Source organism: Rhizobium johnstonii 3841, assembly GCF_000009265.1.
Taxonomy (GTDB): domain Bacteria; phylum Pseudomonadota; class Alphaproteobacteria; order Rhizobiales; family Rhizobiaceae; genus Rhizobium; species Rhizobium acaciae.
Window position 1 is genome coordinate 2,681,089 of record NC_008380.1, and the last position, 25,772, is coordinate 2,706,860.

Sequence of the window (25,772 nt, forward strand, 5' to 3'; positions counted from 1 at the left end):
GCGAGCGTCAAGCACCAAGCATCCGGCATCCACAAACTCAGCATTCGACGACGTTGACGGCGAGTCCCCCGGTCGAGGTTTCCTTGTATTTCTCGCTCATGTCGTGGCCGGTCTGGCGCATCGTCTCGATACAGGCATCGAGCGGCACGAAATGCTGGCCGTCGCCCTTGATGGCAAGCGAGGCCGCCGTGACGGCCTTGACCGCGCCGAGTGCGTTGCGCTCGATGCAGGGAACCTGCACGAGGCCGGCGATCGGATCGCAGGTCATGCCGAGATGATGTTCGAGCGCGATCTCGGCGGCGTTTTCGATCTGCGCTGGCGTGCCGCCCATGACGGCCGCAAGCCCCGCAGCAGCCATCGCCGCCGCCGAGCCGACTTCGCCCTGACAGCCGACCTCGGCGCCGGAGATCGAGGCATTGTGCTTGATGATGCCGCCGATGGCAGCGGCCGTCAGCAGATAGTCGCGGATGCCGTTCTGGTCCCAGTCCTCGTGGAAATGCTCGTAGTAGCGGATCGTCGCCGGAATGACGCCGGCAGCACCATTGGTCGGCGCCGTGACGACGCGCCCGCCGGCTGCATTCTCCTCGTTGACGGCCATCGCATAGACACTCAGCCAGTCATTGGCGAGCAGCGGGTTGATGCGGTTGCTGCGCCACTCCTCCTCCAGCTTGTCGTGAATCCTGCGGGCGCGACGCTTGACGTTGAGGCCGCCGGGCATGATGCCCTCGACCTTGAGGCCGCGCTCGATGCAGGAGCGCATTGCCTCCCAGATACGGTCAAGCCCCTGGTCGAGTTCCTCTTGGCTGCGCTGGCTCTCCTCGTTCGCCCGCTTCATCTGGGCGATCGACAACCCCGAGCGCTCCGCCATCTCGAGCATCTGCTTGGCGGTGGAGAAGGGATAGGGCACACGCGTGCCGCCGGGCGCGTTCTTCTTCGCCCGCATCTGCTCCAGTTCGGTGTCGGTGACGACGAAGCCGCCGCCGACCGAATAATAGATACGCTTGACGAGAAGCCGGCCGTCTCTGTCGTAGGCGGAAAAGACCATGCCGTTGGCATGGCCGGGCAGCGGCTGTTTTTTGTCGAAGATCAGGTCGGTCTTCGGCTGGAACTGATAAGCGGGATGGCCCTCCGGCGTGATGCGGCCGGTGCGCTCCACGGCGTCGACGATGCCGTCCATTCTGTCGGGATCGACGCTATCGGGCGCTTCGCCCATCAGCCCGAGAATGACAGCCCTGCCCGTGCCGTGGCCGATCCCGGTATGGGCGAGCGAGCCGTGCAGGCTGACCTTGATGGCTGTGACCTGCACGCCCGATGACGGGCGCGGCCATTCGTTCGAGAGGATCAACTCGAGAAACCGGTTGGCCGCCGACATCGGACCCATCGTGTGTGAGCTCGACGGCCCGACACCGATCTTGAAGACATCGAATACCGAGAGAAACATGGGTGCGCCTTCTGAATACGAGGATGCAAGCTTAAGCGAGGTCGGTTTCGAATCCGTGTAGCACACCGACATCGCATGGAGCCGGTGCGACATTCCGGCTGCACACTGGAGCGCCGCGTGTCCAATAGGACGCGCAGGCACTTTGAGTGTGCGCATAATCCTTCCCGAAAATCGAATCCGATTTTCGCGGTCATGCGCTAAACCAAGCAGCCCGCCTTGCCAATCATTGCTGCATTCAATGAAGCCTATGCGGAGGAAGAACTGGTAGCCTTATCTTGACAGTCTGCACCAACTCCCAATGTCCTGCTGACGTCGATGCTAGACGACATCTTGTAGATTGGGAGATTGGATACATGGCGCTCAAACGGATGGACAACGTGGGAATCGTCGTCGATGACCTCGAAGAGACGATTGATTTCTTTCGCGACCTCGGCCTCGAACTCGAAGGGCGGGCCACGATCGAAGGAGAATGGGCTGGACGTGTCACTGGACTGGGCGATCAGCACGTCGAGATTGCCATGATGCGCACGCCTGATGGCCACAGCCGGCTCGAGCTCTCCCGCTTCCTCAGGCCGCCTGCCGTTGCGGATCACCGCAATGCCCCGGTGAACGCTCTAGGCTACCTCCGCGTCATGTTCGCGCTTGATGACATCGACGAGACGCTTGAGAGGCTCCGCAAGCGCGGCGCGCAGCTCGTCGGCGAAGTCGTGGATTATCAAGACACCTATCGGCTCTGCTACATCCGCGGGCCTGGAGGGCTTCTCATCGGACTCGCCCAAGAGCTTGGCTGACCTATGCGCGAAGCTTCTCGTCGCGATCATCTTGAATGACCGTGCCGTCGGCTCCATCCCGGGGTTCGGCCGTCGCAGAGATTTGCGGTTGATCGGCCGTGGCTGACGTTGCGTCGCTTAGCATCCGCTTTTCGATCTCCTGCAGGTCGAGAATTGCGCGGTCCATTTGGTCGGCTGGAGTCTCGCGCGAAACCAGACGCCAGCGATTATCCTGCCATATTAGGACCAGCAGCCGCCGGCCTGGAACCTCTATTGTCTCGTGGATGAACCATGCCCCGACGACCGCAACGCAAAGCGTCACCAGGATGAGCGCCGGTTCCGGCATCAAGGCATCAAAGGTCAGACGCGCCAGGAACATGATGGGGACATGGAAAAGGTAAAGTGAAAAGCTGATCTTTCCGAAAAACCGTACTGGTGCAGCTGCCAGGACACGGGCTGCGATGGGAGGCTGTCGAGCGACGAGCCCGACAATAACGGCCGCGGCCACCGCACTTTGCAGGCTCCAGAATTCCGGGGAAAAACCGGGCAAGATATGCCGGTAAGTGAAAAACACCGCCAGAAGGACAAGCGTTGATATTCCGGTGAAGGCAGATGGGATCCATCTATTCCAGTGGGAATGCATGATCCCGGCAAGTGCGCCGAAAAGAAAGTAAGGAAGCTTGGAGACGAGCACTATTCCCGGGCCTGGCAATTCAACCAGGCCGTCCACGACGACGGCCACGGTGAGGCCCACAATAATGCCGCTATAGCGGTACGGCTGGGCCAAGCAAAGCCACAGGACAGGAAAGAGCAGATAGAACTGGATCTCGGGCGGTATCGACCAGAAAACACCACTCGAGCCGAGCAGAAAGACATGGCGCACAAAATCCGTGCCGCCAGCTATTGGCTGAACAAAATCTAGACTTTGCATGCTCGACAGCATCGCTACGAGAACGACGGCCACCAGGTAAACCGGATAGATGCGGGCAAAGCGGCTCACAAGAAAATCCAGCACGTTTTCTCTCGTGACCGGCCGTGAGCCGTAGAGATGAGCCATCAGGAAGCCGCTGAGAGCAAAAAACAAACCGACAGCTTCGTCGCCCATCGTCACGAGATGTGGAGCTCTGATCGGAAAGATAAGGCCAATATGGGCTCCAACGACCAGAAGCGCAGCGACACCGCGCAGGCCATCAAGACTCGGGATGTAATCCGGCCGACTCATGGGTCACTTTTGAATTCGGAGTTCAGGTTCAGTCCTGAAGAATTGGCCATCACGACTTTATAAGCGGTTAACGCGGCACCCTGCTGGCGCGCCTCTAGACTGGCCTCGCGCCAGCGTGCATCGTCCGGACAGAAAATTGCTTTGGAAAACGGGACCACTTCTCCATGCCAGCCACCAACCGCATCGCCCTCTCCAGCGACCACGCCGCCATTCAGCTCCGGCAGGCCATTGCCGGCCATGTCGTGGCGCAAGGCTGGATAGCGGTCGATATCGGACCGACAACGCCGGAGAGCACACACTATCCGCAGCACGGCGAAGCGGCTGCGCGTCTCGTCGCCTCCGGCGATTGCCGGTTTGGCATCATTCTATGCGGCACCGGCCAGGGCATCATGATGGCGGCGAACAAAGTAAGGGGCATCCGTTGCGGCGTCTGCGCAGACCCATTCTCAGCCCGCATGATCCGCCAGCACAACGATGCCAACATGCTTTCGATTGGCGTGCGCGTGGTCGGCGAAGGGCTGGCGCTCGATATCGTGGATGCGTTCCTGACCGCTCGTTTCGAGGGCGGCCGGCATGCGACGCGGGTGGGGATGATTGAGGCGCTGGAGGTGTAGCGCCGTCTTGTTTCTTCTTCTTTGGGTTGCCGCCCCGAATCCGCAAGCTGACGGATGACCGCATTGCCGTCGTTCATTCCAGAAGATGCCGGTCGGCTATCCACCAAGCCTTGTCGTTTCCCGACGGCTCGATTATGCCGAACTGCCGCATGGCCGAAAGCCCGCGTAAAGCCGCCGAACTCGGCCATGCGGCATAATCCGACTTGCGGCATAGTGGTCGCGTTCATGCGGAGACTGAATCACTGATGACGACGGCGGATTATATCGCTCTGGCTTTCTTTGCCTTTGTCTGGATGGGCTATTCCTGGCTGCTGCATGGCCGTACCTTCTTCGGGCGCACCAGCCTGACCCATGCCATGACCGAACGGCGCCGGCAGTGGATTTACAATTCGCTGCGCCGCGACCTGAAGATGATCGACACGCAAATCATGGCCGGCCTGCAGAACGGCACCGCCTTCTTCGCTTCGACCTCGATCTTCGCGATCGGCAGCTGCTTTGCTTTGCTCGGCGCGACGGAGAAGGTCGACGCCGTCTTCGCCGACCTGCCCTTCGTCTTCCATGGCGGCCATGCCGTCTTCGAGATGAAGGTCGGCGGGCTGGCAGCGCTTTTCGGCTACGCCTTCTTCAAATTCGGCTGGTCCTATCGGCTGTTCAACTACTGCACCATCCTCTTCGGCTCGATCCCGATGATGCGCGACACCGAGCGCGACGTCATCGCCGCCGAGCGGGCCGCCGAACGCGTCATCCGCATGAACGTCATTGCCGGCAGCAATTTCAACGAGGGCCTCAGGGCGATCTTCCTGTCGATCGGCTATCTCGGCTGGTTCATCAACCCCTATGTCTTCATGCTGACGACGGCGATCGTCATCTTCGTGCTGACACGCCGGCAATTTTTCTCGCAAGCGCGACTGGCGATCATGGATACCGGCCCGCCATCAAATCTCCACCTTTCTGCTATTCGCCGCGATAGGCCGTCGAGCGACGGAAATGATTTGTCCGAGGGACTTTGATGACATTGCCGGCAAGGGAAACCGACGCGGCGGCAAGACCGCCGCGCATCGGTCTATTGGATACGGCGCGCGGCCTCGCGCTGATCGCCATGGCGAGCTACCATTTCAGCTGGGACATGGAGTTCATGGGCTATCTCGCGCCAGGCACGGCCGAGACCGGTTGGCTGAAGATCTATGCCCGGGCGATCGCCACGACCTTTCTCTTCATCGTCGGCATCAGCCTGGCGCTGTCGAGCACGCCTGAGATTCGCTGGCCCTCCTACTGGAAGCGCTTCGGCATGATCGCCGCGGCAGCCGCGGTGATCTCGATCGCCACGCGCATCGCGATGCCGAACGAGTGGATCTATTTCGGTATCCTGCATTGTATTGCGGTGCTCACGCTCATCGGCGTCGTTTTCCTGAGACTGCCGCTCGCCTTCACGCTCATCGCCACGCTCGCGCTCTTTGCCGCCTGGATCACCGATAATTTCGGGCCACCCGGCCTGCTTCGCTCATCCTTCTTCGATCCTCGATATCTCGCCTGGATCGGCCTTGCCGTGGTGACGGAACGGTCCAACGACTATGTGCCGCTGTTTCCCTGGGCAACGCCCTTCTTCGCTGGATTGAGTATCGCCTCGATCGCCATCAGAACCAGACTGCTGCACCGGCTTGCCGCCATCGGCACCGGCTCCTGGTGGCCGGCAAGGCTCGGCCGCCACAGCCTTGCCTTCTATCTCATCCACCAGCCGGTGTTGATCGCCATCGCTTATGGGATTTCTCTCGTCGTCCCGCCGCAGGCGCCGGATCCGGTCGCAACTTACCTAAGGCAATGCAACGCCTCTTGCGTCATGCAGCAAGGCGAAGCGCTCTGCCACAGCTTCTGCCAGTGCACGTTGGGAAAACTGCAGGCGCAAGCCCTGTTCACGCCGCTGCAGGAGGGCGCGATCGATATACAGAACGACGAGCGGGTCCAGACGATCGCTGCCGAATGCAGCGCCGAGGCTGAATGAATTCGCCGACAATTCGGCGCGTGATCAGGTAGTGACGCCGATTTCGGCGAGGCGGCCGAGGCAGGTCTCCTCGATAGCGTCGAGTTCCGCCAACGTGTCGTCGATATCCTTGCGCTTCTGGCGCAGGTCGTCGCGCTTCTCGTCGACGCGCTTCATCAGGAGCTTCAGCTGGCCGAGTTCACCCGGCGGCTCCTTGTAGACCTGGATGATCTCGCGGATCTCCGCGATGGTGAAGCCGATGCGCCGGCCGCGCAGAATTTCCCCGATCAGCCGCCGGTCGGCTTGCCGGAACAGACGCGTGCGCCCGCGCCGCTCCGGATGGATCAGTCCCTCGTCCTCGTAGAAGCGGAGCGTGCGCGTCGAGACCCCGAATTCGCGCGTCAGTTCCGTTATGCTATAATATTTGTTCACCGGCATGTGTTCCCCGTCGTCGGACAGACGATAATATTGACTTTTACGTAATAGTCAATTTTTGGGCGGTTCAGATGCCGAACCACCATGTGGCGATACCAAGAAAGGCGAAGAAGCCGGTACAGTCCGTCACCGTCGTGACGAAGACGGAAGAGGCGATCGCCGGGTCGGCCCCCATCTTGTCGAGCAGCAGCGGCAGCAGGATGCCGGCAAGGGCTGCCGCCATCAGATTGATGACCATCGCCGCCGCAATCACCCCGCCGAGCTGGTAGTCGTGAAACCACGTGCCGGCGATCACGCCCATAATCGAGGCGAAGACGATGCCGTTGAGGACGCCGACGCCCGCCTCCCTGCGGATGATGCGACCGGCATTATAGATGTCGAGATCGCGGGTGGCGAGCGCGCGCACCGTCACCGTCATCGTCTGCGTGCCGGCATTGCCGCCCATCGAGGCGACGATCGGCATCAGCACGGCGAGCGCGATCATCTTCTCGATCGAGCCGTCAAACAGGCCGATGACGCTTGCCGACAGCATTGCCGTGCCGAGGTTGATCAAAAGCCACAGGAAGCGCGAACGCACCGTCGAGAGCACGTTGTCGGACAGTTCTTCGTCACCGACGCCGCCGAGGCGCTTGATATCCTCGTCCGCCTCCTCGTGGATGACGTCGACGACGTCGTCGATGGTCAGCACGCCGACCAGCCGGCCGTTTTCGTCGACGACGGCGGCCGAGAGAAGGTCGTACTGCTCGAAGAGCTGGGCCGCCTCCTCCTGGTCCATCTCGGCCGGAACCGGATGGTTGGTCTCACGCATGATCTGCTCGATCTTCGTCTGCCGCTTGGTGCGCAGGATCTGGTCCAGATCGACGGCGCCGAGCAGCTTGAAGGTCGGATCGATGACGAAGATCTGCGAGAAGGAATAGGGCAGATCCTCTTCGTCGCGCATGTAGTCGATTGTCTGGCCGACCGTCCAGAACGGCGGCACGGCGACGAATTCCGTCTGCATGCGGCGCCCGGCCGAGCTTTCGGGATAGTCGAGCGCTCGGCGCAGCCGCACCCGCTCGGTGAACGGCAGCTGGGCGAGGATCTCTTCCCGGTCCTCCTTGTCGAGGTCTTCGAGAATGTAGACGGCATCGTCCGAATCGAGCTCGCCGATCGCAGCGGCGATCTGCGCGTTCGGCATCTGGTCGACGATTTCGCGGCGGATCGCCTCGTCGACCTCGGTCAGCGCCGTCATGTCGAAATCGTCGCCTAGCAGGCGCACCAGCGCCAGGCGCTGATCCGGCTGGATCGCCTCCAGCAGGTCGCCTATTTCGGATTCATGCAGGCGGGCAACGTTCTGGCGCAGGAACAACGTATCGCGGTCGGCGATCGCAGCACCCACGAGCGCCAGGAAATCGCCGCGGACATTGCCGTCCTCGTCGTAGATATCGGCTTCCTCGTCATCGGGACGCCTGCGAATGCGGTCTTCCCCGTCGGTCGTCGTCATCTGCCGCCCTCGCATCTGGTTCGAATTTCAACGACTGCCGCGCCGCATTCGCAAATGTCGGCCGAAAACACATTGTCAACAAGCGGATAAGCAAATCCCGCGCGAGGCTCCCGCAACCGGAATTCTTGGCCCCTGCTAGCCCAAAGCATCCATGTCGTAAAGCGGCAAACCGTCCTTCGTGATGACAATGCACGCGGCCGGCGATAGTTTCCTCACCCGTCCAAGCAGAGGAAGCCTGCCCCATGCCCATCCGTCCGATTCTGCGTTATCCGCATCCGGGCCTGAAGACTGTCTGCGCGCCGGTGACGGTCTTCGATTCCTCGCTCACAGCGCTTGCCGAGGACCTGCTGGCGACGATGCGCGCAGCCCCCGGCGTTGGCATCACCGCCGCCCATATCGGCGTCTTCAGCCGTGTCACGGTGCTGGAACTCGACAAGGCCGACGGCGTGCGCCTTTACTTCAATCCTCATATCACCTGGTTTTCGAAGGAGACGATGGACCATACCGAAGGCAGCGTCTCGATGCCCGGCGCGACAGACGAGGTCACCCGCCCGCGGGCGATCCGCTTCCGCTATCAGGATGCCGAGGGCGCCGTGCACGAGGACGGTGCCGAAGATTTCCTCGCCATCTGCATCCAGCACGAAGTCGACCAACTCGACGGCATTTTCTGGCTGCAGCGCCTCTCACGGCTGAAGCGCGACCGTCTCGTGAAGAAATGGGAGAAGGCCCAGGGCTAGCAATCATGGGCTGACAAATCGCCGTCCACGCCGAACCATTCGCCGTTGCCGGCGTTTCCAGCAAAGAAACAAGGAGCGAATGCAATGGCAAGGATCGGTGACAAGACCCAGTTTTCCCGGGAGAAGCCTGAGCTTTCCCGGGAGGGAGATTATCGCGACCTCGAAGAGCGCAATCTCGACGAAGGCTGGCCCTATGCAGATGGCAGCGGCGCCGGCACCGGCGGCCCGGATAATCGTCCTTACGGCGAGACCGCGGCCAATTTCGACAGCGATCCCAACAAAGGCTTCCGGGTAGATGGCACGGATGAAGACGGCAACGAGAACCGCCTGAAAGATTTGCTGCGCGCCGATACGATCGACCGCGATGAAAGCGACGATCTCGAAGCGCGGGTGAACGACAATCTCGAAAACATTCCCGAGGTCGATATCGACAGCGTCGAGGTTCATGCAGACGGTCACGTCGTTACACTGGAAGGATCGGTGGAGACGATCGGCATCGCCCGCAAGGTCGAACTCGGCGCGCTTTCGGTCGACGGCGTCCATCATGTCCGCAACAAATTGCAGCTGACCGGTGTCGACGCGCATATCCCGAACGAGGACTAACGCATTACGCACAGCGCAGATCATCAACGGGAGGGCTGCCGCCTTCCGTTGATGATCGTTCTCAACATTACCAAAAGTTAACAATTTGTGATTGTAGCAACAACTGTCTTATTCACGAGACCAATTGCCAATTTCTGTTAGGCGGCTTCTGTCACGAGAACATCAATTCCGTTGACAACACTGTGATTTTATTAGGACAAATGGTCGCGGCTGCGCCGTCATATTATCACAAAATTGCCTGAATTGGGGCGCGAACTCGTATGCGCCGAGGGTTAGTTTATGTTGTGGAATTCAACAGCAGATTGAGGAGATAGACCCATGCGCATCAAATTTGCCCTTGCCGCGTCCCTGTTCGCCGTCAGCCTTGCAGGCGCTGCCTTCGCCCAGCCGACCTATTCCAGCGATTACACCAACGACAGCGACGGCTTCGCCCCAAGCCCGATGTCGAAGCCGGCTCCGGTCCACTATAGCAGCCGCAAGGCCCCGGCCTATTCCAGCGACTACACCAACGACAGCGACGGCTTCGCCCCAAGCGCCATGGCGGCTCCTGCCGTCGACAAGACTGCAACGGCCAGCATCAACTCCCTGCCCCCATGCCACAGCATGATTGGCCCGAAGGGCTCCCACACCAAGGGTGCAGACAGCGGCGCCTCCCGCACCGAAGCATGCCGCGCGACGCATTGATCCAACAAAGGCTGGGATCCGATAAAGGAAAGGGCCGGAAATCGGCCCTCTCTTTTTCAATCCATCTCTACGCCGGCGAATGTTCCCTTAAGCGTCAGATTTCGCCCGTCGTTTCGCCGAAAACCGCCTCGAAGGCGGTGCGCAGCCGGATATCGACATCAGCCATCATCACAGGCAGGCCAAGATCGACGAGGCTGGTCACGCCATAGGCTGAGATCCCGCAGGGCACGATGCCGCCGAAATGATCGAGATCCGGATCGACGTTGAGCGACAGTCCGTGGAAGGTCACCCATTTCCGCAGCCTTATGCCGAGGGCGGCGATCTTGTCCTCGGCCATCGTCCCATCGGCCAGCAATGGTTTTTCCGGCCGGCGCACCCAGACGCCGACGCGATCTTCACGTCGCTCGCCGCGCACATTCATCATGTCAAGCGTGCGGATGACGACATCTTCGAGGGCGGCGACGAAGGCGCGCACGTCCTGGCGCCGCCTCTTCAGATCGAGCATGACATAAGCGACGCGCTGGCCGGGTCCATGATAGGTGTATTCACCGCCACGCCCGGTCGCAAAGACCGGAAACCGGTTCGGCTGGACGAGGTCCCTCGCATTGGCGCTGGTGCCGGCAGTATAGAGCGGCGGATGTTCGACGAGCCAAACGAGTTCATCACCGCCATCGGCGATTAACGCCACCTCGCGCTCCATCGTCTCCACCGCCTCCTCATAGGGAACGAGGCCGTCCGCAAAGCGCCAGCGGACCGGTCGGGTACCGAGTTGGGGAAGCATGGAGAATTCGAGATCGGTGCGAAGCATGGCCATTCCTTGCCGCTCTCCCCGAAATGCCTGTAAAATAGGGGCGGCAGCACAGCTATATGGACCCGTTTCGGGGCCAATTCAAATGCTGTGAGCGGTTTTCAAAAAAACTGTCATATCGCCCTTGTGCACCCCAGATGCTTTTGCTACATGCTGCCCCGCCGACGCAAATCGGCACCTACCACGATGCGGTCGTGGCGGAATTGGTAGACGCGCAGCGTTGAGGTCGCTGTGGGGCAACCCGTGGAAGTTCGAGTCTTCTCGACCGCACCATTTCCCTTCAGGGAAACGCTCTCTAAGCGACGAATTCGTTTTCACCTCGAAGCCATTTGCGATAGCTCGGCTTGATTGCCCTGCCTTCTCATGGTTGATGGCGTCATCCTCGCAAGAATCAGCAGCCATGTCAGAGCCCCACCAAAATTCCCTGCAGGGCATGGCCATCATGTCCGGCGCCATGCTCATCCTGCCGATCATGGATGCCATCGCCAAATACATGGCGACCTTCGAGGCGATGTCGCCGGGTCAGGTGACCTTCTATCGATTCTTCATCCAGATCGCCTGCACCCTGCCGATTCTTTTCGCCCTTTTCGGGCTGAAGGCGCTGTCGGCCCAACGGCCGTGGATGAACCTGCTGCGCGGTGTGCTGCATGGTGGTGCGAGCCTGCTGTTCTTCGTCGCCGTCAAATACATGCCGCTCGCCGATGTCTTCGCCATCTATTTCGTCGAGCCCTTCATGCTGGCCGCCCTGTCGGCGCTGTTTCTCGGAGAGAAAGTCGGCTGGCGGCGCTGGGTGGCGATCGTCGTCGGTTTCGGCGGCGCGATGATCGTCATTCAGCCGAGCTACGAAATCTTCGGCCTGAAGGCGCTGCTGCCGGTCGCCTGCGCCTTTCTGTTCTCGCTCTATCTCTTTCTCAACCGCGCCATCGGCGAAGCCGATTCGCCACTGACCATGCAGACGATGGCCGGCATCGGCGGAACGGTCTTCATGGCGGCCGCCCTTTTCCTCGGCAACAGTTCCGGCAATGCCGATTTTGCCGTCTCTCTACCCTCCTCCAGCCTCGGCCTTGTTCTGCTTCTCGCCCTTGGCTCGATCTCGGGATATGCGCATATGCTCATCGTCCGGGCCTTCCGCCTCGCGCCGCTGTCGCTGCTTGCGCCGTTCCAGTACTTCGAGATCATCTCGGCGACCGTTCTCGGCTATGCGTTTTTCAACGATTTCCCGAGCTTTTCCAAATGGATCGGCATCTTCATCATCGTTGCGTCAGGCCTCTTCATCATCTGGCGTGAGCGGCTGCAGGCGCAATCGTTAAAATCTTCCGGACCCGGGGAATATCGGGTTAACTCCTCTTCTTGAGGGATCGTCAATTCGCAGACGGTAAAACTGTCTCCGGTTTCATGATGAAGCCTGGAGTTAAAACATGAGCGAATTTCGTCTCGCTTTTCCGGCCTGTGTCGTGGCCGGCAAGCATCGGCTGACGGCCGAAGATATAGTACTGCTGCGCAAACATAGTTTTCCGGAGGGTATCCGGACATCCGACGATGTCGTGGCGATGTTGGCGCTCAACAATTCCTGCCCTGAAAAATGTGCCGACTGGAACGCTTTCTTCGTGGAACAGCTCGCCGGTTTCATTGTCCATTACACCTATCCGCAGGGCTCGCTGGATGAAATCAACGTCGCCTGGATCATGCGCATGTTCACGACCGATGGTGTCGTCAACTCGGCGCTCGAGCTCGAACTCATTCTCCATGTCATGGAGATTTCGGCCGATGTCCCAGTCGAGTTGAGAGCGCTCGCCCTCGATCAGCTCCGCCTGGCGATCACCGACAATATCGGTGGCTACAAGCTGTCGCGCGCCATCGATCGCCGGGGCATCACCCGCCAGGACATCGACTATGCGATGCGCATCTTCAGAAGCGTCGCCGAAGGCGGCGTCATCCCGGTCTCGTCGGTCGAGTACGGCGTTCTCCAGCAGATCGAGCAGGCAACGCTGCGCGGCGCCAATCATCCGCACTGGGCGGGGATCATGGCCGCCGTCGAGTTGCGCGACTATGCCGAGCCGCGTCGCAGCCGCTGGCTGCGTATCGTCGACGAGGAACCCGTCGCAGAAGCTGCCGTCGCCTGACGCTCCGCAAGCCTGATTGTGCGTTCCGGTGTTTTGTGCGTAAAACTCCGGGATGCATTTCTGGGTGGAGTCTCGATGTTCAAGAAAATCCTGATCGCGAATCGCGGCGAAATCGCCTGCCGCGTGATCAAGACTGCGCGCCGCATGGGTATTTTGACCGTCGCGGTCTATTCGGATGCGGATCGGGACGCGCTGCATGTCGAGATGGCCGACGAGGCCGTTCATATCGGCCCGGCCGCGGCGTCGGAGAGTTATCTGGTTGCCGAAAGGATCATTGCCGCCTGCAAGGCAACCGGCGCCGAGGCGGTGCATCCCGGCTACGGCTTCCTGTCCGAACGCGCCTCCTTCTGCACTGAACTGGAAAAACAGGGAATCATCTTCATCGGCCCGAAGCCGAAAGCCATCATGGCGATGGGCGACAAGATCGAATCGAAGAAATTCGCCAATGCCGCCGGTGTATCCACCGTGCCCGGCCACCTCGGCATCATCGAGGATGCCGCCCATGCGGAAGTAATATCAGCCGGGATCGGTTATCCCGTCATGATCAAGGCCTCGGCCGGCGGCGGCGGCAAGGGCATGCGCATTGCCTGGAACCAGGCGGAAGTGCGCGACGGCTTCGAGCGCGCCCGCTCGGAGGCGAAAAGCTCTTTTGGTGACGACCGCGTCTTCATCGAAAAGTTCGTCGTCGAGCCGCGTCATATCGAGATCCAGGTCCTGGCCGATGCGCATGGCAACGTCGTCTATCTCGGCGAGCGCGAATGCTCGATCCAGCGGCGGAACCAGAAGGTTGCGGAAGAGGCGCCCTCGCCCTTCCTCGACGAAGCGACCCGCAAGGCGATGGGCGAGCAATCGGTGGCGCTTGCCAAGGCCGTCGACTATCAGAGCGCCGGCACCGTCGAATTCATCGTCGACCGGGACCGCAATTTCTATTTCCTCGAAATGAACACCCGCCTGCAGGTCGAACATCCCGTGACCGAACTCGTCACCGGTATCGACCTCGTCGAGCAGATGATCCGTGTCGCAGCGGGAGAGCCCCTTCCCTTTGCCCAGGAGGACATCAGGCTTGACGGCTGGGCGGTCGAGAGCCGGCTCTATGCCGAGGATCCCTATCGCAACTTCCTGCCCTCGATCGGCCGCCTGACGCGCTACCGGCCGCCGGCGGAAGGACGGACCGGCAATGTCGTCGTCCGCAACGATACCGGCGTCTTCGAAGGTGCGGAGATCTCGATGTATTACGACCCGATGATCGCCAAGCTCTGCACGTGGGCGCCGACGCGGCTGGAAGCGATCGAGGCCATGGGACAAGCGCTCGACGGCTTCGTCGTCGATGGTATCGAGCACAATGTTCCTTTTCTGTCGGCGCTGATGAAACATCCGCGCTGGCGCGAGGGCCGGCTTTCCACAGGCTTCATCGCCGAGGAATATCCCGATGGCTTTGCGCCGATGAAACCGGACCAGGCGGAAGAAGCCGTGCTTGCCGGCATCGCGCTCTCCGCCTGCCTGATCGAGACCAACCGCCGCGAACGTTTCGCCGATCGCCTGCGCGCCGCAGCGGGCGCGCTGCGCGAGGATTGGGTGGTCAAGATCGGCGACAACCACGTCGCTGCAAGATTGCTCGACGGCCTCGTCACCATCCCGTTCGATATGGATATCGCGATCGAGGGGGCGATAGAGGGCGAGAGCAAGAGCGTTGTCACCGATTGGAGACCGGGTGATCCTGTCTGGAGGGGCAAGGTCGGCGGTCGCGACATCACCGCGCAGATTCGCCCCGTTCTGAACGGCTTGCGTATCGACTGGCAGGGGGTTTCGGTGAATACCAAGGTCTTCTCGCCGCGTCATGCCGAACTCGACAGGCTGATGCCGGTGAAGCTGCCGCCCGATACTTCCAAGCTCCTGCTCTGCCCGATGCCCGGCCTCGTCGTCGCCATCGCGGTGGCCGAGGGCCAGGATGTCAAGGCGGGTGAGACGCTTGCGATCGTTGAAGCGATGAAGATGGAAAACGTGCTGCGCGCCGACCGCGATCTCGTCGTCTCGAAGATCAATGCCGCAGCCGGCGAAAGCCTGGCCGTCGATGCCGTGATCATGGAATTCGCCTGAGAGACAAGCCAGGCGGCCGGCTTCACATCGGCCCGGCTTGCCGACCATGCCAAGCTCAGCCTGACAGGCAGCTGGGTACTGACAAAATCAGCAGGGAGATATCAAATGGACGTTCGCGCCGCCGTTACCGCTCAGGCAGCAAAACCGCTGGAAGTGACGACCGTGCAGCTGGAGGGGTCGGCGGCCGGCGAAGTGCTGGTGGTGGAGGTCAAGGCGACGGGGGCTGCTGCCACCTATAGGGTAGACCTCAGGAGTCTCGATGAACTTCCCGCGCGGGAACTCTACGACCTCTTGAGAATGCGCGTCGATGTCTTCGTCGTCGAGCAGAACTGCCCCTACCCGGAACTTGACGGCAAGGATATCGATGCCTTGCATCTGCGGCTGCTGGACGGTGCCGAACTCCTCGGCGCGGCGCGAATCCTGAAACCGTATGAGCCACAGGATCCGTCGAAGATCGGCCGCGTTGTCGTCTCGCCTGACCATCGCGGCAAGCGGCTGGGCGATGTACTGATGAGCGAGGCGATTGCCGCTTGCGAGCGGCTTTATCCGGAAAATCCTATTGCCTTGTCGGCACAGGCCCATTTGCGGCGGTTCTACGAATCTTTCGGTTTCACAGCGGTGTCACAGGAATATCTGGAAGACGGCATTCCCCACATCGATATGGTCCGCCAGCAGGCCACGCAACCGGCATGAGGATATTACCATGATCTATGTCGACGCCGATGCCTGCCCGGTGAAGCCGGAAATCCTGAAGGTCGCCGAACGTCACGGCCTTGAAGTCACCTTCGTTGCCAATTCCGGTTTGCGCCCCTCGCGCGATCCAATGATTCACAACGTCATCGTCTCCAACGCCTTCGATGCCGCCGACAACTGGATCGCCGAACGCGCCGGCGCGGGCGATGTTGTCGTCACCGCCGATGTGCCACTTGCCGTGCGCTGTGTCGCGACCGGCACCTTCGTCAGCGGCCCCACGGGGCGCGTCTTCGACGAGACCAATATCGGCATGGCGAGCGCCATGCGCGATCTCGGCGCGCACCTGCGCGAAACCGGCGAGAGCAAGGGCTACAACGCCGCTTTCAGCCCGAAGGACCGCTCACGCTTCCTCGAAACCTTCGATCGCCTCTGCCGCCGCGCCAAGAGCCTTGCCGCGGAGGCTGGCGGGCAATCTTGATGTGGCTCGCACAGGCTCGCAAGAAACTGGTGGCATGGCAGCCATGCCGATTCCTACCTTGAAGTCGGGCGTTTCCTCACGCATATAGGCACTATCGCAGACGACTGCGGCATCCTCTGGGATGCAACTGTCGCGGGGACGGCCTCGCTCTTGAACAAGGAGAGTCGCATGGCCTGGTTTCTGCTTTTTCTCGCCGGTCTTTTTGAATGTGGCTGGGCGATCGGCCTTAAATATACCGAGGGTTTCACACGGCCGATGCCGACGGCAATGACCGTCATATCGATGGTGATCAGCATCGTGCTGCTCGGCCTGGCGGTGAAGCATCTGCCGATCGGTACCGCCTATGCGGTCTGGACCGGCATCGGCACCGTCGGCACCGTCTTTCTCGGCATCTGGCTGCTTGGCGATGAGGCAAGTGTCTCCCGCCTTGCCTGCATCTCGCTGATCGTCGCCGGCATCGCCGGCCTCAAGCTTACCGCCTGATATGAGATCGAGGGGCGTCGCCGACGCCCCTCGATGTTCGTTCAGGCTGTCTTGCGGTTATCGACGGCAAAAGCGCCGGGACCGGAGAAGACCAGGTAAAGGAAAACGAAGCAGAACAGGATGGCGGCGTCGCCCTGGTTGACGGCCGGGAAGAAGCTGCTCGGGGCATGCGCCATGAAATAGGCGACCGCCATTTCGCCGGCCAGCAGGAAGGCGACAGGGCGCGTCAGCAGGCCGACGAGAATGAGGATGCCGCCGACAAGCTCGAGAAGGGCGGCGAAAAGCATCAGCGGCGGCAGCGAGCCGGACATCTGCGAAGCGGGGAAGCCGAAAAGCTTCATCGTGCCGTGTTCGATGAACAGCAGTGCGGTGATGATCCTGAGAGCAGCCAGCCCATAGGGCTGATAGGCGAAAAGACGGTCGAAAGTTGACATTAAAACCCCTCTTTAAAAGACACAGCCGAGCGTTAACCTGTCCTCGCCAATGATTGAACACACGGATTGCTGACATCCGTTCACTTTTTCGACAGCAGCTAAACGCCTGAATGGACGGTCTTATTCGCCCGCGCCATGGTCAAAGCGGGATGTTGTCGTGTTTCTTCCACGGATTGGCGAGATCCTTGTTACGCAGCATCTTCAAACCGCGCGCCAGCCGCCGCCGGGTCGAATGCGGCATGATCACCTCGTCGACATAACCGCGCTCAGCGGCGACGAAGGGCGAGAGGAACCGGTCCTCGTACATTTTGGTGTGCGCGGCGATCTTCTCCGGATCGGCAGTATCCTTGCGGAAGATGATCTCGACAGCGCCCTTGGCGCCCATCACGGCGATCTGCGCCGTTGGCCAGGCATAGTTGAGGTCGCCGCGCAGATGCTTCGACGCCATCACGTCATAGGCGCCGCCGAAGGCCTTGCGGGTGATGACGGTGAGCTTCGGCACCGTCGCCTCGGCATAGGCGAAGAGCAGCTTGGCGCCATGCTTGATGAGGCCGCCATATTCCTGCGCCGTACCCGGCAGGAAGCCCGGCACGTCGACGAAGGTGACGATCGGAATGTTGAAGCAGTCGCAGAAGCGCACGAAGCGGGCCGCCTTGCGCGAGGCGTCGCTGTCGAGCACGCCGGCTAGCACCATCGGCTGGTTGGCGACAAAACCGACAGTCGAGCCTTCGACGCGGCCGAAGCCGCAGACGATGTTTTTGGCAAAGCTCGCCTGGATCTCGAAGAAATCCCCCTCGTCCGACACCTTCCGGATCAGCTCCTTGATGTCATAAGGTTTGTTGGAACTCGCCGGCACCAGCGTATCGAGCGAGGCATCGATATCTGTCACCGACTGGTAACATTCGATCTCCGGTAGCGGCGCCGTGTTCGAAAGCGGCAGGAAATCGATCAGCCGGCGCACCTGCAGTAGCGTTTCGACATCATTCTCAAAGGCGCCGTCGGCAATCGACGAGCGCACGGTATGCACCACGGCGCCGCCGAGTTCCTCGGCCGTCACCGTCTCGTTGGTGACGGTTTTCACCACGTCGGGACCGGTAACGAACATGTAGGAAGTATCACGCACCATGAAGATGAAATCGGTCATCGCAGGCGAATAGACGTCGCCGCCGGCGCAGGGACCCATGATCACCGAGATCTGCGGAATGACGCCGGAGGCGAGCACATTGCGCTGGAACACCTCGGCATAGCCGCCAAGAGCCGCCACGCCCTCCTGGATACGAGCGCCGCCCGCATCATAGATACCGACGATCGGCGCGCGGTTCTTCAGCGCCATGTCCTGCACCTTCATGATCTTCTCGGCATGCGCTTCAGACAGCGAGCCGCCGAAGACGGTGAAGTCCTTGGCGAAGACGAACACGGTGCGGCCATTGACCGTGCCCCAGCCGGTGACGACGCCGTCGCCGGCAATCCGGCTCTTGTCCATGCCGAAATCGGTGGAGCGATGTTCGACGAACATGTCGAATTCCTCGAACGAGCCTTCGTCAAGGAAGAGATCGATGCGCTCGCGCGCCGTCAGCTTGCCGCGCTTGTGCTGGGCGGCGATGCGCGCTTCGCCGCCGCCGAGGCGGGCGATGCCGCGGCGCCGTTCCAGTTCTTCGAGAATTTCCTTCATGCGATCTCCCTCGCCGCTGCGGGCGGCAATCCGGCGGTTAGATTATGCGCTAGAGCATGTTGCCGAAAAGTGTCAGCGGTTTTCGGACAACATCATGCTCCAATTATTTGGCGCCGCGCCCGCTGAGTGAGAAAACCGAGCGTATCCTTGCGGCGGCGTCTTCGGCCAGGATCTCGTCGGCAAGCTTGGGATCGGCAGCGATACTGGTGACGTCGAAGGCGCTGACGGCGATGACCGAGCCGTCCTCGACCGAGGCCGCGTCGATGCTGATCTTGGCGACGTTGCGGTCTTTCTGGAAGCCGAGGCCCTTCTGGACGGAAACCACGCGGATCGTCAGCACCACCCGCGGCAGCACGGTGTCGCGCACGGTGGCGTTGATCGCCGCGTTGACGCGGTCGTTGATACCGGAAAGCACCTCGGCCGGCATGTTCGGACCTGAGAGAACAACGGCGCTGCGCACATCATAAACCGGCGCCGCCGGCTTGGTGGCCGAGAGGCTGCCGCAAGCCGTGAGCGCGGCACAGACGAGTGTCGCCCGGCAAAAACACGACCTCAGCCAATTCATTGCAAAATCCCGCACCACCCCGTTGGAGTCGCAGACTTCGTCATAATGCATTGGAAGGCAATATGTTTCAGGCGCTTAGGGCGAAAAAAACATCCGCTGCGGCTTTGAACTCGGCAAAGCGCTTGGCCCGCCGCTCCTCGGCTTCCTCGTCTCGGCCCCAACGCTCGATCGTCCAGTCCTCGTCGAGATGGGCAATCGACCAAGCCTCCTCCACCGTCACCCGGCCCTCGGCGAAGGCGAGCGCCAGGATTGCCGAGCCGGTCAGCGTGGTGACTGTGTGGAGGGTGGCAAGCGCAATCGGGCTATCATGTCTCGCGAGCGTAACGGCAAAGGCGGCGATCGCCTCGCGCGGCTGCTCATGGTGCATGACGCCTTCGACGAGGATGAAGCGGGCGCCGAGATCATTCGCCGCCCAGTCGATCACAGGATCCCAGCGCTCGGCCTGGCGCTCGACCAGCCGTTCCGGCTCCTCGGCGCGGTAGCAGATGAGATCGCTGGAGGAAAAGCGCAGGATATCTTCGAAGATCGCCTGCGCGTTGGCGGTAACGCCGTCGAGTGCGGTGTTGACGAGCCGTGTCACCGGCATGCTCATGGGATTGATCTCCTCGCCCTGCGCCTGCCACTCGGCAGCGACAAGCCGCGCGAGCGCCTCGGTCGGCACGGCGAGAACCTGCCGTGCCGGCGTGCGCACCATCTTGCCGTCGAGCGTGATCGCGAAACCACCCTCGTGCTGGGCGATGGAGACCTCGGCGTAGAAGCGCTTCGGCAGCGGCTTCTGCATCTGGATCTGCGCGCGGCGGATGGGATCGGGATGGCTCAAGCCTTCGGAAAGGTCGTTCAGCAGATCACGCATGGGCTCACCTCAGGAAAAATGACGCAATATCTCGTTCGGATGGTAGGCGATCGCATCAGCGCCGTTGGCGATCAGCTCATCCACGCTGGCATAGCCCCAGGCAACGCCGATCGCCTTGGCGCCGGCAGCCTTTGCCATCTGCATATCGTAAACAGCATCGCCGATGACAATGGTGTCGGCAGCATTCATGCTGGTTTCATCGCAGCATTCGGTCACCATGGCCGGATGCGGCTTGGAGGGACAATCGTCGGCGGTGCGCGCGACGATGAAATGCTTGTCGAAACCATGCGTCTCCATCACCAACTTGAGCCCGCGCCTGGATTTGCCCGTCACCGCGCCGATCAGCAGGTCATCGCGCCCGCTGATCGCGTCGATCATTTCGCGGATGCCGGGAAACAGCGGCTCCTTGTAATCGAGATCCTGGCGCACGATCGAGAACAGCGATTTGTAATGCGCCGTCATGTCGATGTCTTGCTGCTCCACATGCGGCCTGCCCTGCATGCGGGCGATCGCAATATCGAGGGACAGGCCGATAATGGCCTTGGTGTCTTCAAAACGCGGTTCCGGCCTGCCGAACTTGTCGAAGGTCCGGCGCATGGTTTCGTGGATCAGGCCGGCGCTATCGACCAGCGTACCGTCGCAATCGAAAAGCGCCAGTTTCATTCGGCTTCCCTTTCGGCACTCGCGAGATCGAGGCCTAAAAGATTCCAGGTCTGCACCATATGCGACGGCAGCGGCGCGCTGACGCGCAGGCGGCCGCCGGAGGGGTGCGGGATGTCGATGTGACGCGCGTGCAGATGCAGCTTCTTCTGGACGCCGCCTGGAAAATCCCAATTCGGATCGTCGTCGAAATATTTCGGATCGCCGATGATCGGATGACCGATATGCAGGGCATGGACGCGCAACTGATGGGTACGGCCGGTATAGGGCTCCATCTCCAGCCATGCGAGGTTCTGTGCCGCCGTCTCCAGCACGCGGTAGAAGGAAATCGCATGGTCGGCGCCGTCCTCGCCGTGCTTGGCGATGCGCATGCGGTCGCCGTCGGCGGTCGGCTCCTTGACGAGCCAGGTCGAGATCTTGTCCTCGTGCTTGCGCGGCACGCCCTTGACCAGCGCCCAGTAGGTCTTCTTGGTGTCGCGCTCGCGGAACGCCGCCGTCAGCTTCTGCGCCGCGCCGCGGGTGCGGGCGATGACGAGAACACCCGAGGTGTCGCGGTCGAGACGATGGACGAGCCGCGGCTTCTCGCCCTTCGGGCTGGTCCAGGCTTCGAGCATCTGGTCGATATGCCTGGCCACACCCGAACCACCCTGCACCGCAAGACCAGGGGGCTTGTTGAGCACGATCACCTTTTCGTCCTCGTGCAGCACCATGCGCGACAAGAGTTCGAAATCCGTCGAATGTTTGAGATCCTTGCCGGCGATCGGTCCGGATTTCAGCTTCGCATCGACATCCATCGGCGGCACGCGCACCGTTTGGCCGGGCTGCACGCGCGCATCCGATTTGACACGTCCACCGTCGACGCGCACCTGGCCGGAGCGCAAGAGCTTCTGCAGCGGACCGAAGCCGAGCCCGGGAAAGTGCACCTTGAACCAGCGATCGAGCCGCATGCCGGCTTCGTCGGGTTCAACCTTGATATGTTCTATGCCAGCCATAAAAAATCTTTCGGAAATTGCAGCGCAGGCCGAGCCGGCGTTCTTGCCGCAGCCTTTAGAGCATTTTCAAGCAAAACGGAAACCGGAAAAGAAATCAGGCCAAAGCGCGCATGACGGCAAGCCCGGCGATGACGGCCGCCATCGAAAGCCCGACACTCGCAGCGATGTAAATACCGCCGGCGACGGCCTCGCCGCGCTCGAACAGCGAGATCGCATCCAGCGAGAAGGCCGAAAAGGTTGTGAAGCCGCCGAGGAAGCCGGTGATCAGCAGGAGGCGCAGCTCCACCGAGGCGTCGAACTTCCGCGCGATCAACTCGGCGAAGACGCCGATGACGAAGCAGCCAACGACATTGACGGCGAGCGTGCCCCAGGGAAATGCCGACCCCATGAGTCTCAGCGCCCACTGGCCAACATAATATCTGAGAACGGAACCGATAGCGCCGCCGAAGGCGACAAGGATAGCCTGGATCATGAGCAGGATTTACCGCGTTACAAAAGTGATTCCAATCGAACTCATATGAATTCTTACCATTTTGTAAAATGCCAATGATTTTCTTATGATGGCGCCAAGCTCATGCCGATACGGTGACCGGCATGACCCAACTCTTGTCCATATCGGCCAACACCGCCGCCGTTGCCTTCGACTCGCTCCGAATCCCGCAGCGTGTCGCGACGAGCACCGCCGCTCGCGATGCGCGCCGCGTTGCCGATCGGCAGTTGAAGGCCGAAGGCTCTCAGGAAATAGACGAGCCCTCCAGCATCATCCAGTCGACCGAAGTGGCCCTCGACCTGATGGCCAAAGGCAACCGCCAGCCGCAGGCCGGCCTGAAACAGGCGCTGCGATCCTACGAAGACTTCTGAGGCCATCGCCTTCCAAACGACAGCGTCGTGCGTCTTTTCAGACGCGCAAAGGACGCTGTGGCACTTTGAATCGCTGCTCTCACTTGCCCTGGGCGGAGAGTACCTGCAGGACCAAATCGACCTTGCCGGCTTTTTCGAAAGTCAGCGTCACCGGCACCGTATCGCCCTGCTTGAACGGCGTCTTCACCTTCTGGAACATCAGGTGCAGGTTGCCGGGCTCGAGCTTGACCATCTCGCCGGCACCGATGGCGATACCGTCCTTCAGCTGGCGCATCCGCATGACATTGTCCTTCGTCACCATCTCGTGGATCTGAACCTCGCCAGCTGCGGGCGAACTGACGGACAACAGGCGATCGTCCGTCTGGCCGTTATTCTTCACCGTGAAAAAGCCGCCGCCGACCGGCTGGCCGGGCAGCATTGCCTTGGCGAAGCCGCCGGAAATTTCGAGATCGCCGGCCTTGACCGTTTCGCCAGCCGGCGCGGCCCCGCCCATGCCAGACATGTCCATGCCGGCCATATCGTCGTGATCGTGACCATGATCTTCGCCGGCAACGACCTTCAACAGCGGCGCTGGGCTTTTCATCCCATGCGCATCGCCGCCTTCTTTCGCCACCTGGTCCCAGGCCGTGAGTGTATCACCGCACATCTGCGTGACCGGAAAGGCGAGCGAGGTGCCGGCTTCAACGCCCGATACCTTACCCTGGATGACGAAGGTGTCGTAGAAATCATCGGAGAGATTGCCGTTCTTCCAGCGCACTTCGATCGCGCCCGTCTTCACCTTGTCGCCGTGATTGTCGTAGGTCTTCTGGTAGTCGCCCTTGATCACCTCGAGCTCCCAGCCGGCCTTCGGCTGCGGCTTGGCGAAGACGAAGCCTTCCGGCAGCTTGACCCGCACTTCCGTGGTCGCCTTGCCGTCGCAGCCATGCGGCACCTGCAGCGTAGCGAGAATGGTGCTCTCCTGCTTCGCCTCTCTGTCGAGGAAGGTCACATGCGCCTCGGCGCTGGCAAAGGCGGCCACGGAAAGAAGGGCGGCAAGCCCGAATGACTTGCCAAATGTCTTGCCAAATTTCTTGATGGCTTTCATCGGATGTCTCCTCGTCGGCCGCGGACTTCTCTCGAGCGGACCGGCATGCTGAATCATAGGCGGTGGAGGAAGATCAGACGAGGATGGGAGGCGCGCGCGAATTCGCCCGGCTGACAGCGCTTGCACCGGCAACGGCTGAGGTTTCGATCGGCGCGTTGATCAGCGAGGCGAATTTGCGCTCGAGCCAGGAGCCGGCATCCGGCATCGGCAGGAGGGTGGAGGCCGACAACCGGCAGGCTTCGCAATTCGACTTGAAGGCGAAGGTCTTGCCGTCGGCGTCCTTCACGGTGATGCAGAGTGAGGCGAAAGTGCCGTCGGGCAGCACATAGGCCGCGGCATCGTAACCTTCGGAGGCGACAGCCTGCGGCGCCTGATGGGCGAGGCCGAGCAAAAGCAGGCTTAATGCGCAAAGCATGCGCAGGAAGAGCCTCGCTTTCAGTCCGGTCTGTCGCATGAAATCCTCTTCAACAGCATGTCGCGATAGCCGTTTTCTCCGCGAAATGCAAAATCAGATTTGCTGCAGATCAGGGCTCAGCCGGCATATGGCGACAAAAATTTGTCCGGTCACGACATTTGGTCTTGCCAAGTGCTGCACCCGCCGGATAATTGCGCCAACCTTGTTGGGAGAAGCCGGTGCTTTCGCCACCGGTGCCGAAGGAGCAACCGCCCCGGAAACTCTCAGGCAAAAGGACCAGCAAGGGGCAGACGGAACTCTGGAGAGAAGCGTTCTTGAAACGCTCGCCGAAGGGATAACAATCTCAGGCAAAGGGACAGAGGGGGCTCAGGAGAGAAGTGCGCAACCGCGCCTTCAGATTTGAGCCCGCGCCTTCTAGGGAAGGCGCAAACCCCGGAGGCGTCTTTTGGACGATACTGCTGCCCTGAAGAAAACCCCGCTGCATGCCCTGCATCTTTCGCTCGGCGCCCGCATGGTGCCGTTCGCCGGCTACGACATGCCGGTGCAATATCCCGCCGGCGTGATGAAGGAACATCTTCACACCCGCACTGAGGCCGGCCTGTTCGATGTCTCCCATATGGGCCAGGTCATCGTGAAGGCGAAGTCGGGCAGCTATGAGGATGCCGCTCTCGCGCTCGAAAGTCTGGTGCCCGTCGATATCCTAGGCCTTGCCGAAGGCCGCCAGCGCTACGGCTTCTTCACCGACGATACCGGCTGCATTCTCGACGATCTGATGATCACCCATCTCGACGACCACCTTTTCATCGTCGTCAACGCCGCTTGCAAGGAAGCCGATGTCGCCCATCTCAAGGCCCATATCGGCGACCAGTGCGACATCACCGTGCTCGATCGCGCTTTGATCGCGCTGCAGGGGCCGCGCGCGGTCGAGGTTCTCGCCGAACTCTGGGCCGACGTCGCGGCGATGAAATTCATGGACGTGCGCCACTGCCGCCTGCACGACGTTTCCTGTCTGGTCTCCCGCTCCGGCTATAGCGGCGAAGACGGCTTCGAGATTTCGATTCCATCAGACAAGGCCGTGGATGCCACCATGCGGCTGCTCGAACATCCCGACGTCCAGGCGATCGGCCTCGGCGCTCGCGATTCGCTGCGCCTGGAAGCCGGCCTCTGCCTCTACGGCAACGATATCGATACGACCACCTCGCCGGTCGAGGCGGCGTTGGAATGGGCCATGCAGAAGGCAAGGCGCGGCAACGGTGCGCGCGCCGGCGGCTTCCCGGGCTCCGGCCGCATCCTGTCCGAACTCGAAAACGGCGCCTCGCGCCGGCGCGTCGGCCTGAAGCCGGAAGGCAAGGCGCCGGTGCGCGGCCATGCCAAGCTTTATGCCGATGCTGAGGGCAAGGTCGAAATCGGCGAAGTCACCTCAGGCGGCTTCGGACCCAGCGTCGAAGGCCCGGTCGCCATGGGTTACGTACCGCTCTCCCATGCTGCGGCAGGCACGCTGGTCTATGCGGAGGTGCGCGGCAAATATCTGCCGATCACCGTCAGCGCCCTACCCTTCGTCACACCGACCTACAAACGCTAAACCTT

Annotated in this window: 29 protein-coding genes, 1 tRNA gene and 2 riboswitches; of the genes, 16 read left to right on the forward strand and 14 right to left on the reverse strand. The window is 61.2% G+C overall.

The features are described 5' to 3' along the window. Nucleotides 1-37: 37 nt before the first annotated feature. Nucleotides 38-1,441, reverse strand: coding sequence for an L-serine ammonia-lyase (locus RL_RS13110; RefSeq protein WP_011652098.1), 1,404 nt, complete (start codon nucleotides 1,439-1,441; stop codon nucleotides 38-40). Between the two features lie 353 nt (nucleotides 1,442-1,794). Between RL_RS13110 and RL_RS13115 the strand changes: the two genes are divergently transcribed. Continuing rightward, complete coding sequence (locus RL_RS13115) at nucleotides 1,795-2,232, forward strand: VOC family protein (protein ID WP_011652099.1); 438 nt, start codon at nucleotides 1,795-1,797, stop codon at nucleotides 2,230-2,232. A 1-nt stretch (nucleotide 2,233) separates the two neighbouring features. Here RL_RS13115 and RL_RS13120 read toward each other — a convergent pair whose 3' ends face one another. Beyond that, entirely contained in the window at nucleotides 2,234-3,433 is a 1,200-nt protein-coding gene (locus RL_RS13120) for an acyltransferase family protein (RefSeq protein WP_011652100.1), read from the reverse strand. 164 nt (nucleotides 3,434-3,597) lie between these two features. Between RL_RS13120 and rpiB the strand changes: the two genes are divergently transcribed. The 3 genes from rpiB (at nucleotide 3,598) to RL_RS13135 (ending at nucleotide 6,046) form a co-directional block, all read left to right on the forward strand. Continuing rightward, nucleotides 3,598-4,047 (forward strand): ribose 5-phosphate isomerase B, encoded by a 450-nt coding sequence (rpiB, locus tag RL_RS13125; RefSeq protein WP_011652101.1) that lies wholly within the window; start codon nucleotides 3,598-3,600, stop codon nucleotides 4,045-4,047. 245 nt (nucleotides 4,048-4,292) lie between these two features. Next, nucleotides 4,293-5,057 carry a DUF599 domain-containing protein gene (locus tag RL_RS13130; protein WP_011652102.1) on the forward strand — a complete coding sequence of 255 codons (765 nt, stop codon included), beginning with the start codon at nucleotides 4,293-4,295 and terminating at the stop codon, nucleotides 5,055-5,057. Further along, entirely contained in the window at nucleotides 5,057-6,046 is a 990-nt protein-coding gene (locus RL_RS13135; RefSeq protein WP_011652103.1) for a heparan-alpha-glucosaminide N-acetyltransferase, read from the forward strand. Before RL_RS13130 ends, RL_RS13135 begins: the two co-directional genes overlap by 1 nt. Before the next feature lie 24 nt (nucleotides 6,047-6,070). Here RL_RS13135 and RL_RS13140 read toward each other — a convergent pair whose 3' ends face one another. Together RL_RS13140 and mgtE are read right to left on the reverse strand one after the other, a co-directional pair. After that, entirely contained in the window at nucleotides 6,071-6,463 is a 393-nt protein-coding gene (locus RL_RS13140; RefSeq protein ID WP_011652104.1) for a MerR family transcriptional regulator, read from the reverse strand. A 64-nt stretch (nucleotides 6,464-6,527) separates the two neighbouring features. Further along, nucleotides 6,528-7,943: a magnesium transporter gene (gene mgtE / locus RL_RS13145; protein WP_011652105.1), complete on the reverse strand. Its 1,416-nt coding sequence runs from the start codon at nucleotides 7,941-7,943 to the stop codon at nucleotides 6,528-6,530. Between the two features lie 242 nt (nucleotides 7,944-8,185). Here mgtE and RL_RS13150 point away from each other — a divergent pair, with 242 nt between their 5' ends. From RL_RS13150 to RL_RS13160, 3 genes are all read left to right on the forward strand, one after another. After that, on the forward strand, nucleotides 8,186-8,680 hold the full coding sequence (locus RL_RS13150; protein WP_011652106.1) for a peptide deformylase: 495 nt from the start codon (nucleotides 8,186-8,188) through the stop codon (nucleotides 8,678-8,680). 84 nt (nucleotides 8,681-8,764) lie between these two features. Further along, nucleotides 8,765-9,283: a BON domain-containing protein gene (locus tag RL_RS13155; protein WP_011652107.1), complete on the forward strand. Its 519-nt coding sequence runs from the start codon at nucleotides 8,765-8,767 to the stop codon at nucleotides 9,281-9,283. Nucleotides 9,284-9,601: 318 nt separating this feature from the next. After that, the gene (locus RL_RS13160) at nucleotides 9,602-9,967 is read left to right on the forward strand and encodes a hypothetical protein (protein ID WP_011652108.1); all 366 of its coding nucleotides are present in this window, start codon (nucleotides 9,602-9,604) and stop codon (nucleotides 9,965-9,967) included. A gap of 94 nt (nucleotides 9,968-10,061) precedes the next feature. Here RL_RS13160 and lipB read toward each other — a convergent pair whose 3' ends face one another. Beyond that, nucleotides 10,062-10,781, reverse strand: coding sequence for a lipoyl(octanoyl) transferase LipB (gene lipB, locus RL_RS13165; protein ID WP_028741290.1), 720 nt, complete (start codon nucleotides 10,779-10,781; stop codon nucleotides 10,062-10,064). Between the two features lie 182 nt (nucleotides 10,782-10,963). On the opposite strand from lipB, the gene RL_RS13170 reads away from it, so the two are divergent. The 7 genes from RL_RS13170 (at nucleotide 10,964) to sugE (ending at nucleotide 16,649) form a co-directional block, all read left to right on the forward strand. Continuing rightward, nucleotides 10,964-11,048 (forward strand) — tRNA-Leu (locus tag RL_RS13170). 97 nt (nucleotides 11,049-11,145) lie between these two features. Next, nucleotides 11,146-12,129 (forward strand): DMT family transporter, encoded by a 984-nt coding sequence (locus tag RL_RS13175; protein ID WP_011652110.1) that lies wholly within the window; start codon nucleotides 11,146-11,148, stop codon nucleotides 12,127-12,129. A 64-nt stretch (nucleotides 12,130-12,193) separates the two neighbouring features. After that, nucleotides 12,194-12,898, forward strand: a complete 705-nt coding sequence (locus RL_RS13180) for a hypothetical protein (RefSeq protein ID WP_011652111.1) — start codon at nucleotides 12,194-12,196, stop codon at nucleotides 12,896-12,898. A 75-nt stretch (nucleotides 12,899-12,973) separates the two neighbouring features. Then, on the forward strand, nucleotides 12,974-14,995 hold the full coding sequence (locus RL_RS13185; RefSeq protein WP_011652112.1) for an acetyl-CoA carboxylase biotin carboxylase subunit: 2,022 nt from the start codon (nucleotides 12,974-12,976) through the stop codon (nucleotides 14,993-14,995). A gap of 105 nt (nucleotides 14,996-15,100) precedes the next feature. Further along, complete coding sequence (locus RL_RS13190; protein WP_086935548.1) at nucleotides 15,101-15,688, forward strand: GNAT family N-acetyltransferase; 588 nt, start codon at nucleotides 15,101-15,103, stop codon at nucleotides 15,686-15,688. 10 nt (nucleotides 15,689-15,698) lie between these two features. After that, the gene (locus RL_RS13195) at nucleotides 15,699-16,166 is read left to right on the forward strand and encodes a YaiI/YqxD family protein (protein ID WP_011652114.1); all 468 of its coding nucleotides are present in this window, start codon (nucleotides 15,699-15,701) and stop codon (nucleotides 16,164-16,166) included. Between the two features lie 168 nt (nucleotides 16,167-16,334). Next, nucleotides 16,335-16,649: a quaternary ammonium compound efflux SMR transporter SugE gene (gene sugE, locus RL_RS13200; RefSeq protein WP_011652115.1), complete on the forward strand. Its 315-nt coding sequence runs from the start codon at nucleotides 16,335-16,337 to the stop codon at nucleotides 16,647-16,649. Nucleotides 16,650-16,690: 41 nt separating this feature from the next. Here the strand turns inward: sugE and RL_RS13205 are convergent, their stop codons facing one another. The 7 genes from RL_RS13205 to crcB form a co-directional block, all read right to left on the reverse strand. After that, nucleotides 16,691-17,083: a DoxX family protein gene (locus RL_RS13205; protein WP_011652116.1), complete on the reverse strand. Its 393-nt coding sequence runs from the start codon at nucleotides 17,081-17,083 to the stop codon at nucleotides 16,691-16,693. Between the two features lie 139 nt (nucleotides 17,084-17,222). Further along, nucleotides 17,223-18,755 (reverse strand): acyl-CoA carboxylase subunit beta, encoded by a 1,533-nt coding sequence (locus RL_RS13210; RefSeq protein WP_011652117.1) that lies wholly within the window; start codon nucleotides 18,753-18,755, stop codon nucleotides 17,223-17,225. 103 nt (nucleotides 18,756-18,858) lie between these two features. Then, complete coding sequence (locus RL_RS13215; RefSeq protein WP_011652118.1) at nucleotides 18,859-19,320, reverse strand: hypothetical protein; 462 nt, start codon at nucleotides 19,318-19,320, stop codon at nucleotides 18,859-18,861. Between the two features lie 67 nt (nucleotides 19,321-19,387). Then, a complete protein-coding gene (locus RL_RS13220; RefSeq protein WP_011652119.1) occupies nucleotides 19,388-20,173 on the reverse strand; it encodes an ATP12 family chaperone protein in 786 nt (261 codons plus the stop codon). A 9-nt stretch (nucleotides 20,174-20,182) separates the two neighbouring features. Further along, nucleotides 20,183-20,836, reverse strand: a complete 654-nt coding sequence (locus RL_RS13225; RefSeq protein ID WP_011652120.1) for an HAD-IA family hydrolase — start codon at nucleotides 20,834-20,836, stop codon at nucleotides 20,183-20,185. After that, entirely contained in the window at nucleotides 20,833-21,825 is a 993-nt protein-coding gene (locus RL_RS13230) for an RluA family pseudouridine synthase (protein ID WP_011652121.1), read from the reverse strand. The genes RL_RS13225 and RL_RS13230 overlap by 4 nt, the downstream gene beginning before the upstream one ends. Nucleotides 21,826-21,919: 94 nt before the next feature. After that, complete coding sequence (gene crcB, locus RL_RS13235) at nucleotides 21,920-22,297, reverse strand: fluoride efflux transporter CrcB (RefSeq protein WP_011652122.1); 378 nt, start codon at nucleotides 22,295-22,297, stop codon at nucleotides 21,920-21,922. A 122-nt stretch (nucleotides 22,298-22,419) separates the two neighbouring features. On the opposite strand from crcB, the gene RL_RS13240 reads away from it, so the two are divergent. Further along, nucleotides 22,420-22,686, forward strand: coding sequence for a hypothetical protein (locus RL_RS13240; RefSeq protein ID WP_011652123.1), 267 nt, complete (start codon nucleotides 22,420-22,422; stop codon nucleotides 22,684-22,686). Between the two features lie 79 nt (nucleotides 22,687-22,765). Here the strand turns inward: RL_RS13240 and RL_RS13245 are convergent, their stop codons facing one another. Beyond that, complete coding sequence (locus RL_RS13245) at nucleotides 22,766-23,770, reverse strand: DUF1775 domain-containing protein (RefSeq protein ID WP_011652124.1); 1,005 nt, start codon at nucleotides 23,768-23,770, stop codon at nucleotides 22,766-22,768. A 73-nt stretch (nucleotides 23,771-23,843) separates the two neighbouring features. Next, nucleotides 23,844-24,224, reverse strand: coding sequence for a hypothetical protein (locus RL_RS13250; protein WP_011652125.1), 381 nt, complete (start codon nucleotides 24,222-24,224; stop codon nucleotides 23,844-23,846). Between the two features lie 157 nt (nucleotides 24,225-24,381). Then, a riboswitch (glycine riboswitch) is annotated at nucleotides 24,382-24,470 on the forward strand. Nucleotides 24,471-24,473: 3 nt separating this feature from the next. Beyond that, nucleotides 24,474-24,554: riboswitch (glycine riboswitch) on the forward strand. 76 nt (nucleotides 24,555-24,630) lie between these two features. Here RL_RS13250 and gcvT point away from each other — a divergent pair. Further along, nucleotides 24,631-25,767, forward strand: a complete 1,137-nt coding sequence (gene gcvT / locus RL_RS13255; RefSeq protein WP_011652126.1) for a glycine cleavage system aminomethyltransferase GcvT — start codon at nucleotides 24,631-24,633, stop codon at nucleotides 25,765-25,767. Nucleotides 25,768-25,772: the final 5 nt, after the last annotated feature.

What these genes read in the sequence shown, in the direction of transcription:
- RL_RS13185 (WP_011652112.1), top strand. Translation starts at nt 12,974, where the DNA reads ATGTTCAAGAAAATCCTGATCGCGAATCGCGGCGAAATCGCCTGCCGC.
- lipB (WP_028741290.1), bottom strand. Translation starts at nt 10,781, where the DNA reads ATGGCCATGCTTCGCACCGATCTCGAATTCTCCATGCTTCCCCAACTC.
- RL_RS13205 (WP_011652116.1), bottom strand. Translation starts at nt 17,083, where the DNA reads ATGTCAACTTTCGACCGTCTTTTCGCCTATCAGCCCTATGGGCTGGCT.
- RL_RS13135 (WP_011652103.1), top strand. Translation starts at nt 5,057, where the DNA reads ATGACATTGCCGGCAAGGGAAACCGACGCGGCGGCAAGACCGCCGCGC.
- RL_RS13240 (WP_011652123.1), top strand. Translation starts at nt 22,420, where the DNA reads ATGACCCAACTCTTGTCCATATCGGCCAACACCGCCGCCGTTGCCTTC.
- RL_RS13110 (WP_011652098.1), bottom strand. Translation starts at nt 1,441, where the DNA reads ATGTTTCTCTCGGTATTCGATGTCTTCAAGATCGGTGTCGGGCCGTCG.
- RL_RS13225 (WP_011652120.1), bottom strand. Translation starts at nt 20,836, where the DNA reads ATGAAACTGGCGCTTTTCGATTGCGACGGTACGCTGGTCGATAGCGCC.
- RL_RS13180 (WP_011652111.1), top strand. Translation starts at nt 12,194, where the DNA reads ATGAGCGAATTTCGTCTCGCTTTTCCGGCCTGTGTCGTGGCCGGCAAG.
- RL_RS13130 (WP_011652102.1), top strand. Translation starts at nt 4,293, where the DNA reads ATGACGACGGCGGATTATATCGCTCTGGCTTTCTTTGCCTTTGTCTGG.
- RL_RS13190 (WP_086935548.1), top strand. Translation starts at nt 15,101, where the DNA reads ATGGACGTTCGCGCCGCCGTTACCGCTCAGGCAGCAAAACCGCTGGAA.
- RL_RS13120 (WP_011652100.1), bottom strand. Translation starts at nt 3,433, where the DNA reads ATGAGTCGGCCGGATTACATCCCGAGTCTTGATGGCCTGCGCGGTGTC.
- rpiB (WP_011652101.1), top strand. Translation starts at nt 3,598, where the DNA reads ATGCCAGCCACCAACCGCATCGCCCTCTCCAGCGACCACGCCGCCATT.
- RL_RS13160 (WP_011652108.1), top strand. Translation starts at nt 9,602, where the DNA reads ATGCGCATCAAATTTGCCCTTGCCGCGTCCCTGTTCGCCGTCAGCCTT.
- mgtE (WP_011652105.1), bottom strand. Translation starts at nt 7,943, where the DNA reads ATGACGACGACCGACGGGGAAGACCGCATTCGCAGGCGTCCCGATGAC.
- RL_RS13150 (WP_011652106.1), top strand. Translation starts at nt 8,186, where the DNA reads ATGCCCATCCGTCCGATTCTGCGTTATCCGCATCCGGGCCTGAAGACT.
- RL_RS13220 (WP_011652119.1), bottom strand. Translation starts at nt 20,173, where the DNA reads ATGCGTGATCTGCTGAACGACCTTTCCGAAGGCTTGAGCCATCCCGAT.
- sugE (WP_011652115.1), top strand. Translation starts at nt 16,335, where the DNA reads ATGGCCTGGTTTCTGCTTTTTCTCGCCGGTCTTTTTGAATGTGGCTGG.
- RL_RS13215 (WP_011652118.1), bottom strand. Translation starts at nt 19,320, where the DNA reads ATGAATTGGCTGAGGTCGTGTTTTTGCCGGGCGACACTCGTCTGTGCC.
- RL_RS13195 (WP_011652114.1), top strand. Translation starts at nt 15,699, where the DNA reads ATGATCTATGTCGACGCCGATGCCTGCCCGGTGAAGCCGGAAATCCTG.
- RL_RS13210 (WP_011652117.1), bottom strand. Translation starts at nt 18,755, where the DNA reads ATGAAGGAAATTCTCGAAGAACTGGAACGGCGCCGCGGCATCGCCCGC.
- RL_RS13155 (WP_011652107.1), top strand. Translation starts at nt 8,765, where the DNA reads ATGGCAAGGATCGGTGACAAGACCCAGTTTTCCCGGGAGAAGCCTGAG.
- RL_RS13230 (WP_011652121.1), bottom strand. Translation starts at nt 21,825, where the DNA reads ATGGCTGGCATAGAACATATCAAGGTTGAACCCGACGAAGCCGGCATG.
- RL_RS13250 (WP_011652125.1), bottom strand. Translation starts at nt 24,224, where the DNA reads ATGCGACAGACCGGACTGAAAGCGAGGCTCTTCCTGCGCATGCTTTGC.
- RL_RS13245 (WP_011652124.1), bottom strand. Translation starts at nt 23,770, where the DNA reads ATGAAAGCCATCAAGAAATTTGGCAAGACATTTGGCAAGTCATTCGGG.
- RL_RS13115 (WP_011652099.1), top strand. Translation starts at nt 1,795, where the DNA reads ATGGCGCTCAAACGGATGGACAACGTGGGAATCGTCGTCGATGACCTC.
- RL_RS13140 (WP_011652104.1), bottom strand. Translation starts at nt 6,463, where the DNA reads ATGCCGGTGAACAAATATTATAGCATAACGGAACTGACGCGCGAATTC.
- RL_RS13175 (WP_011652110.1), top strand. Translation starts at nt 11,146, where the DNA reads ATGGCGTCATCCTCGCAAGAATCAGCAGCCATGTCAGAGCCCCACCAA.
- crcB (WP_011652122.1), bottom strand. Translation starts at nt 22,297, where the DNA reads ATGATCCAGGCTATCCTTGTCGCCTTCGGCGGCGCTATCGGTTCCGTT.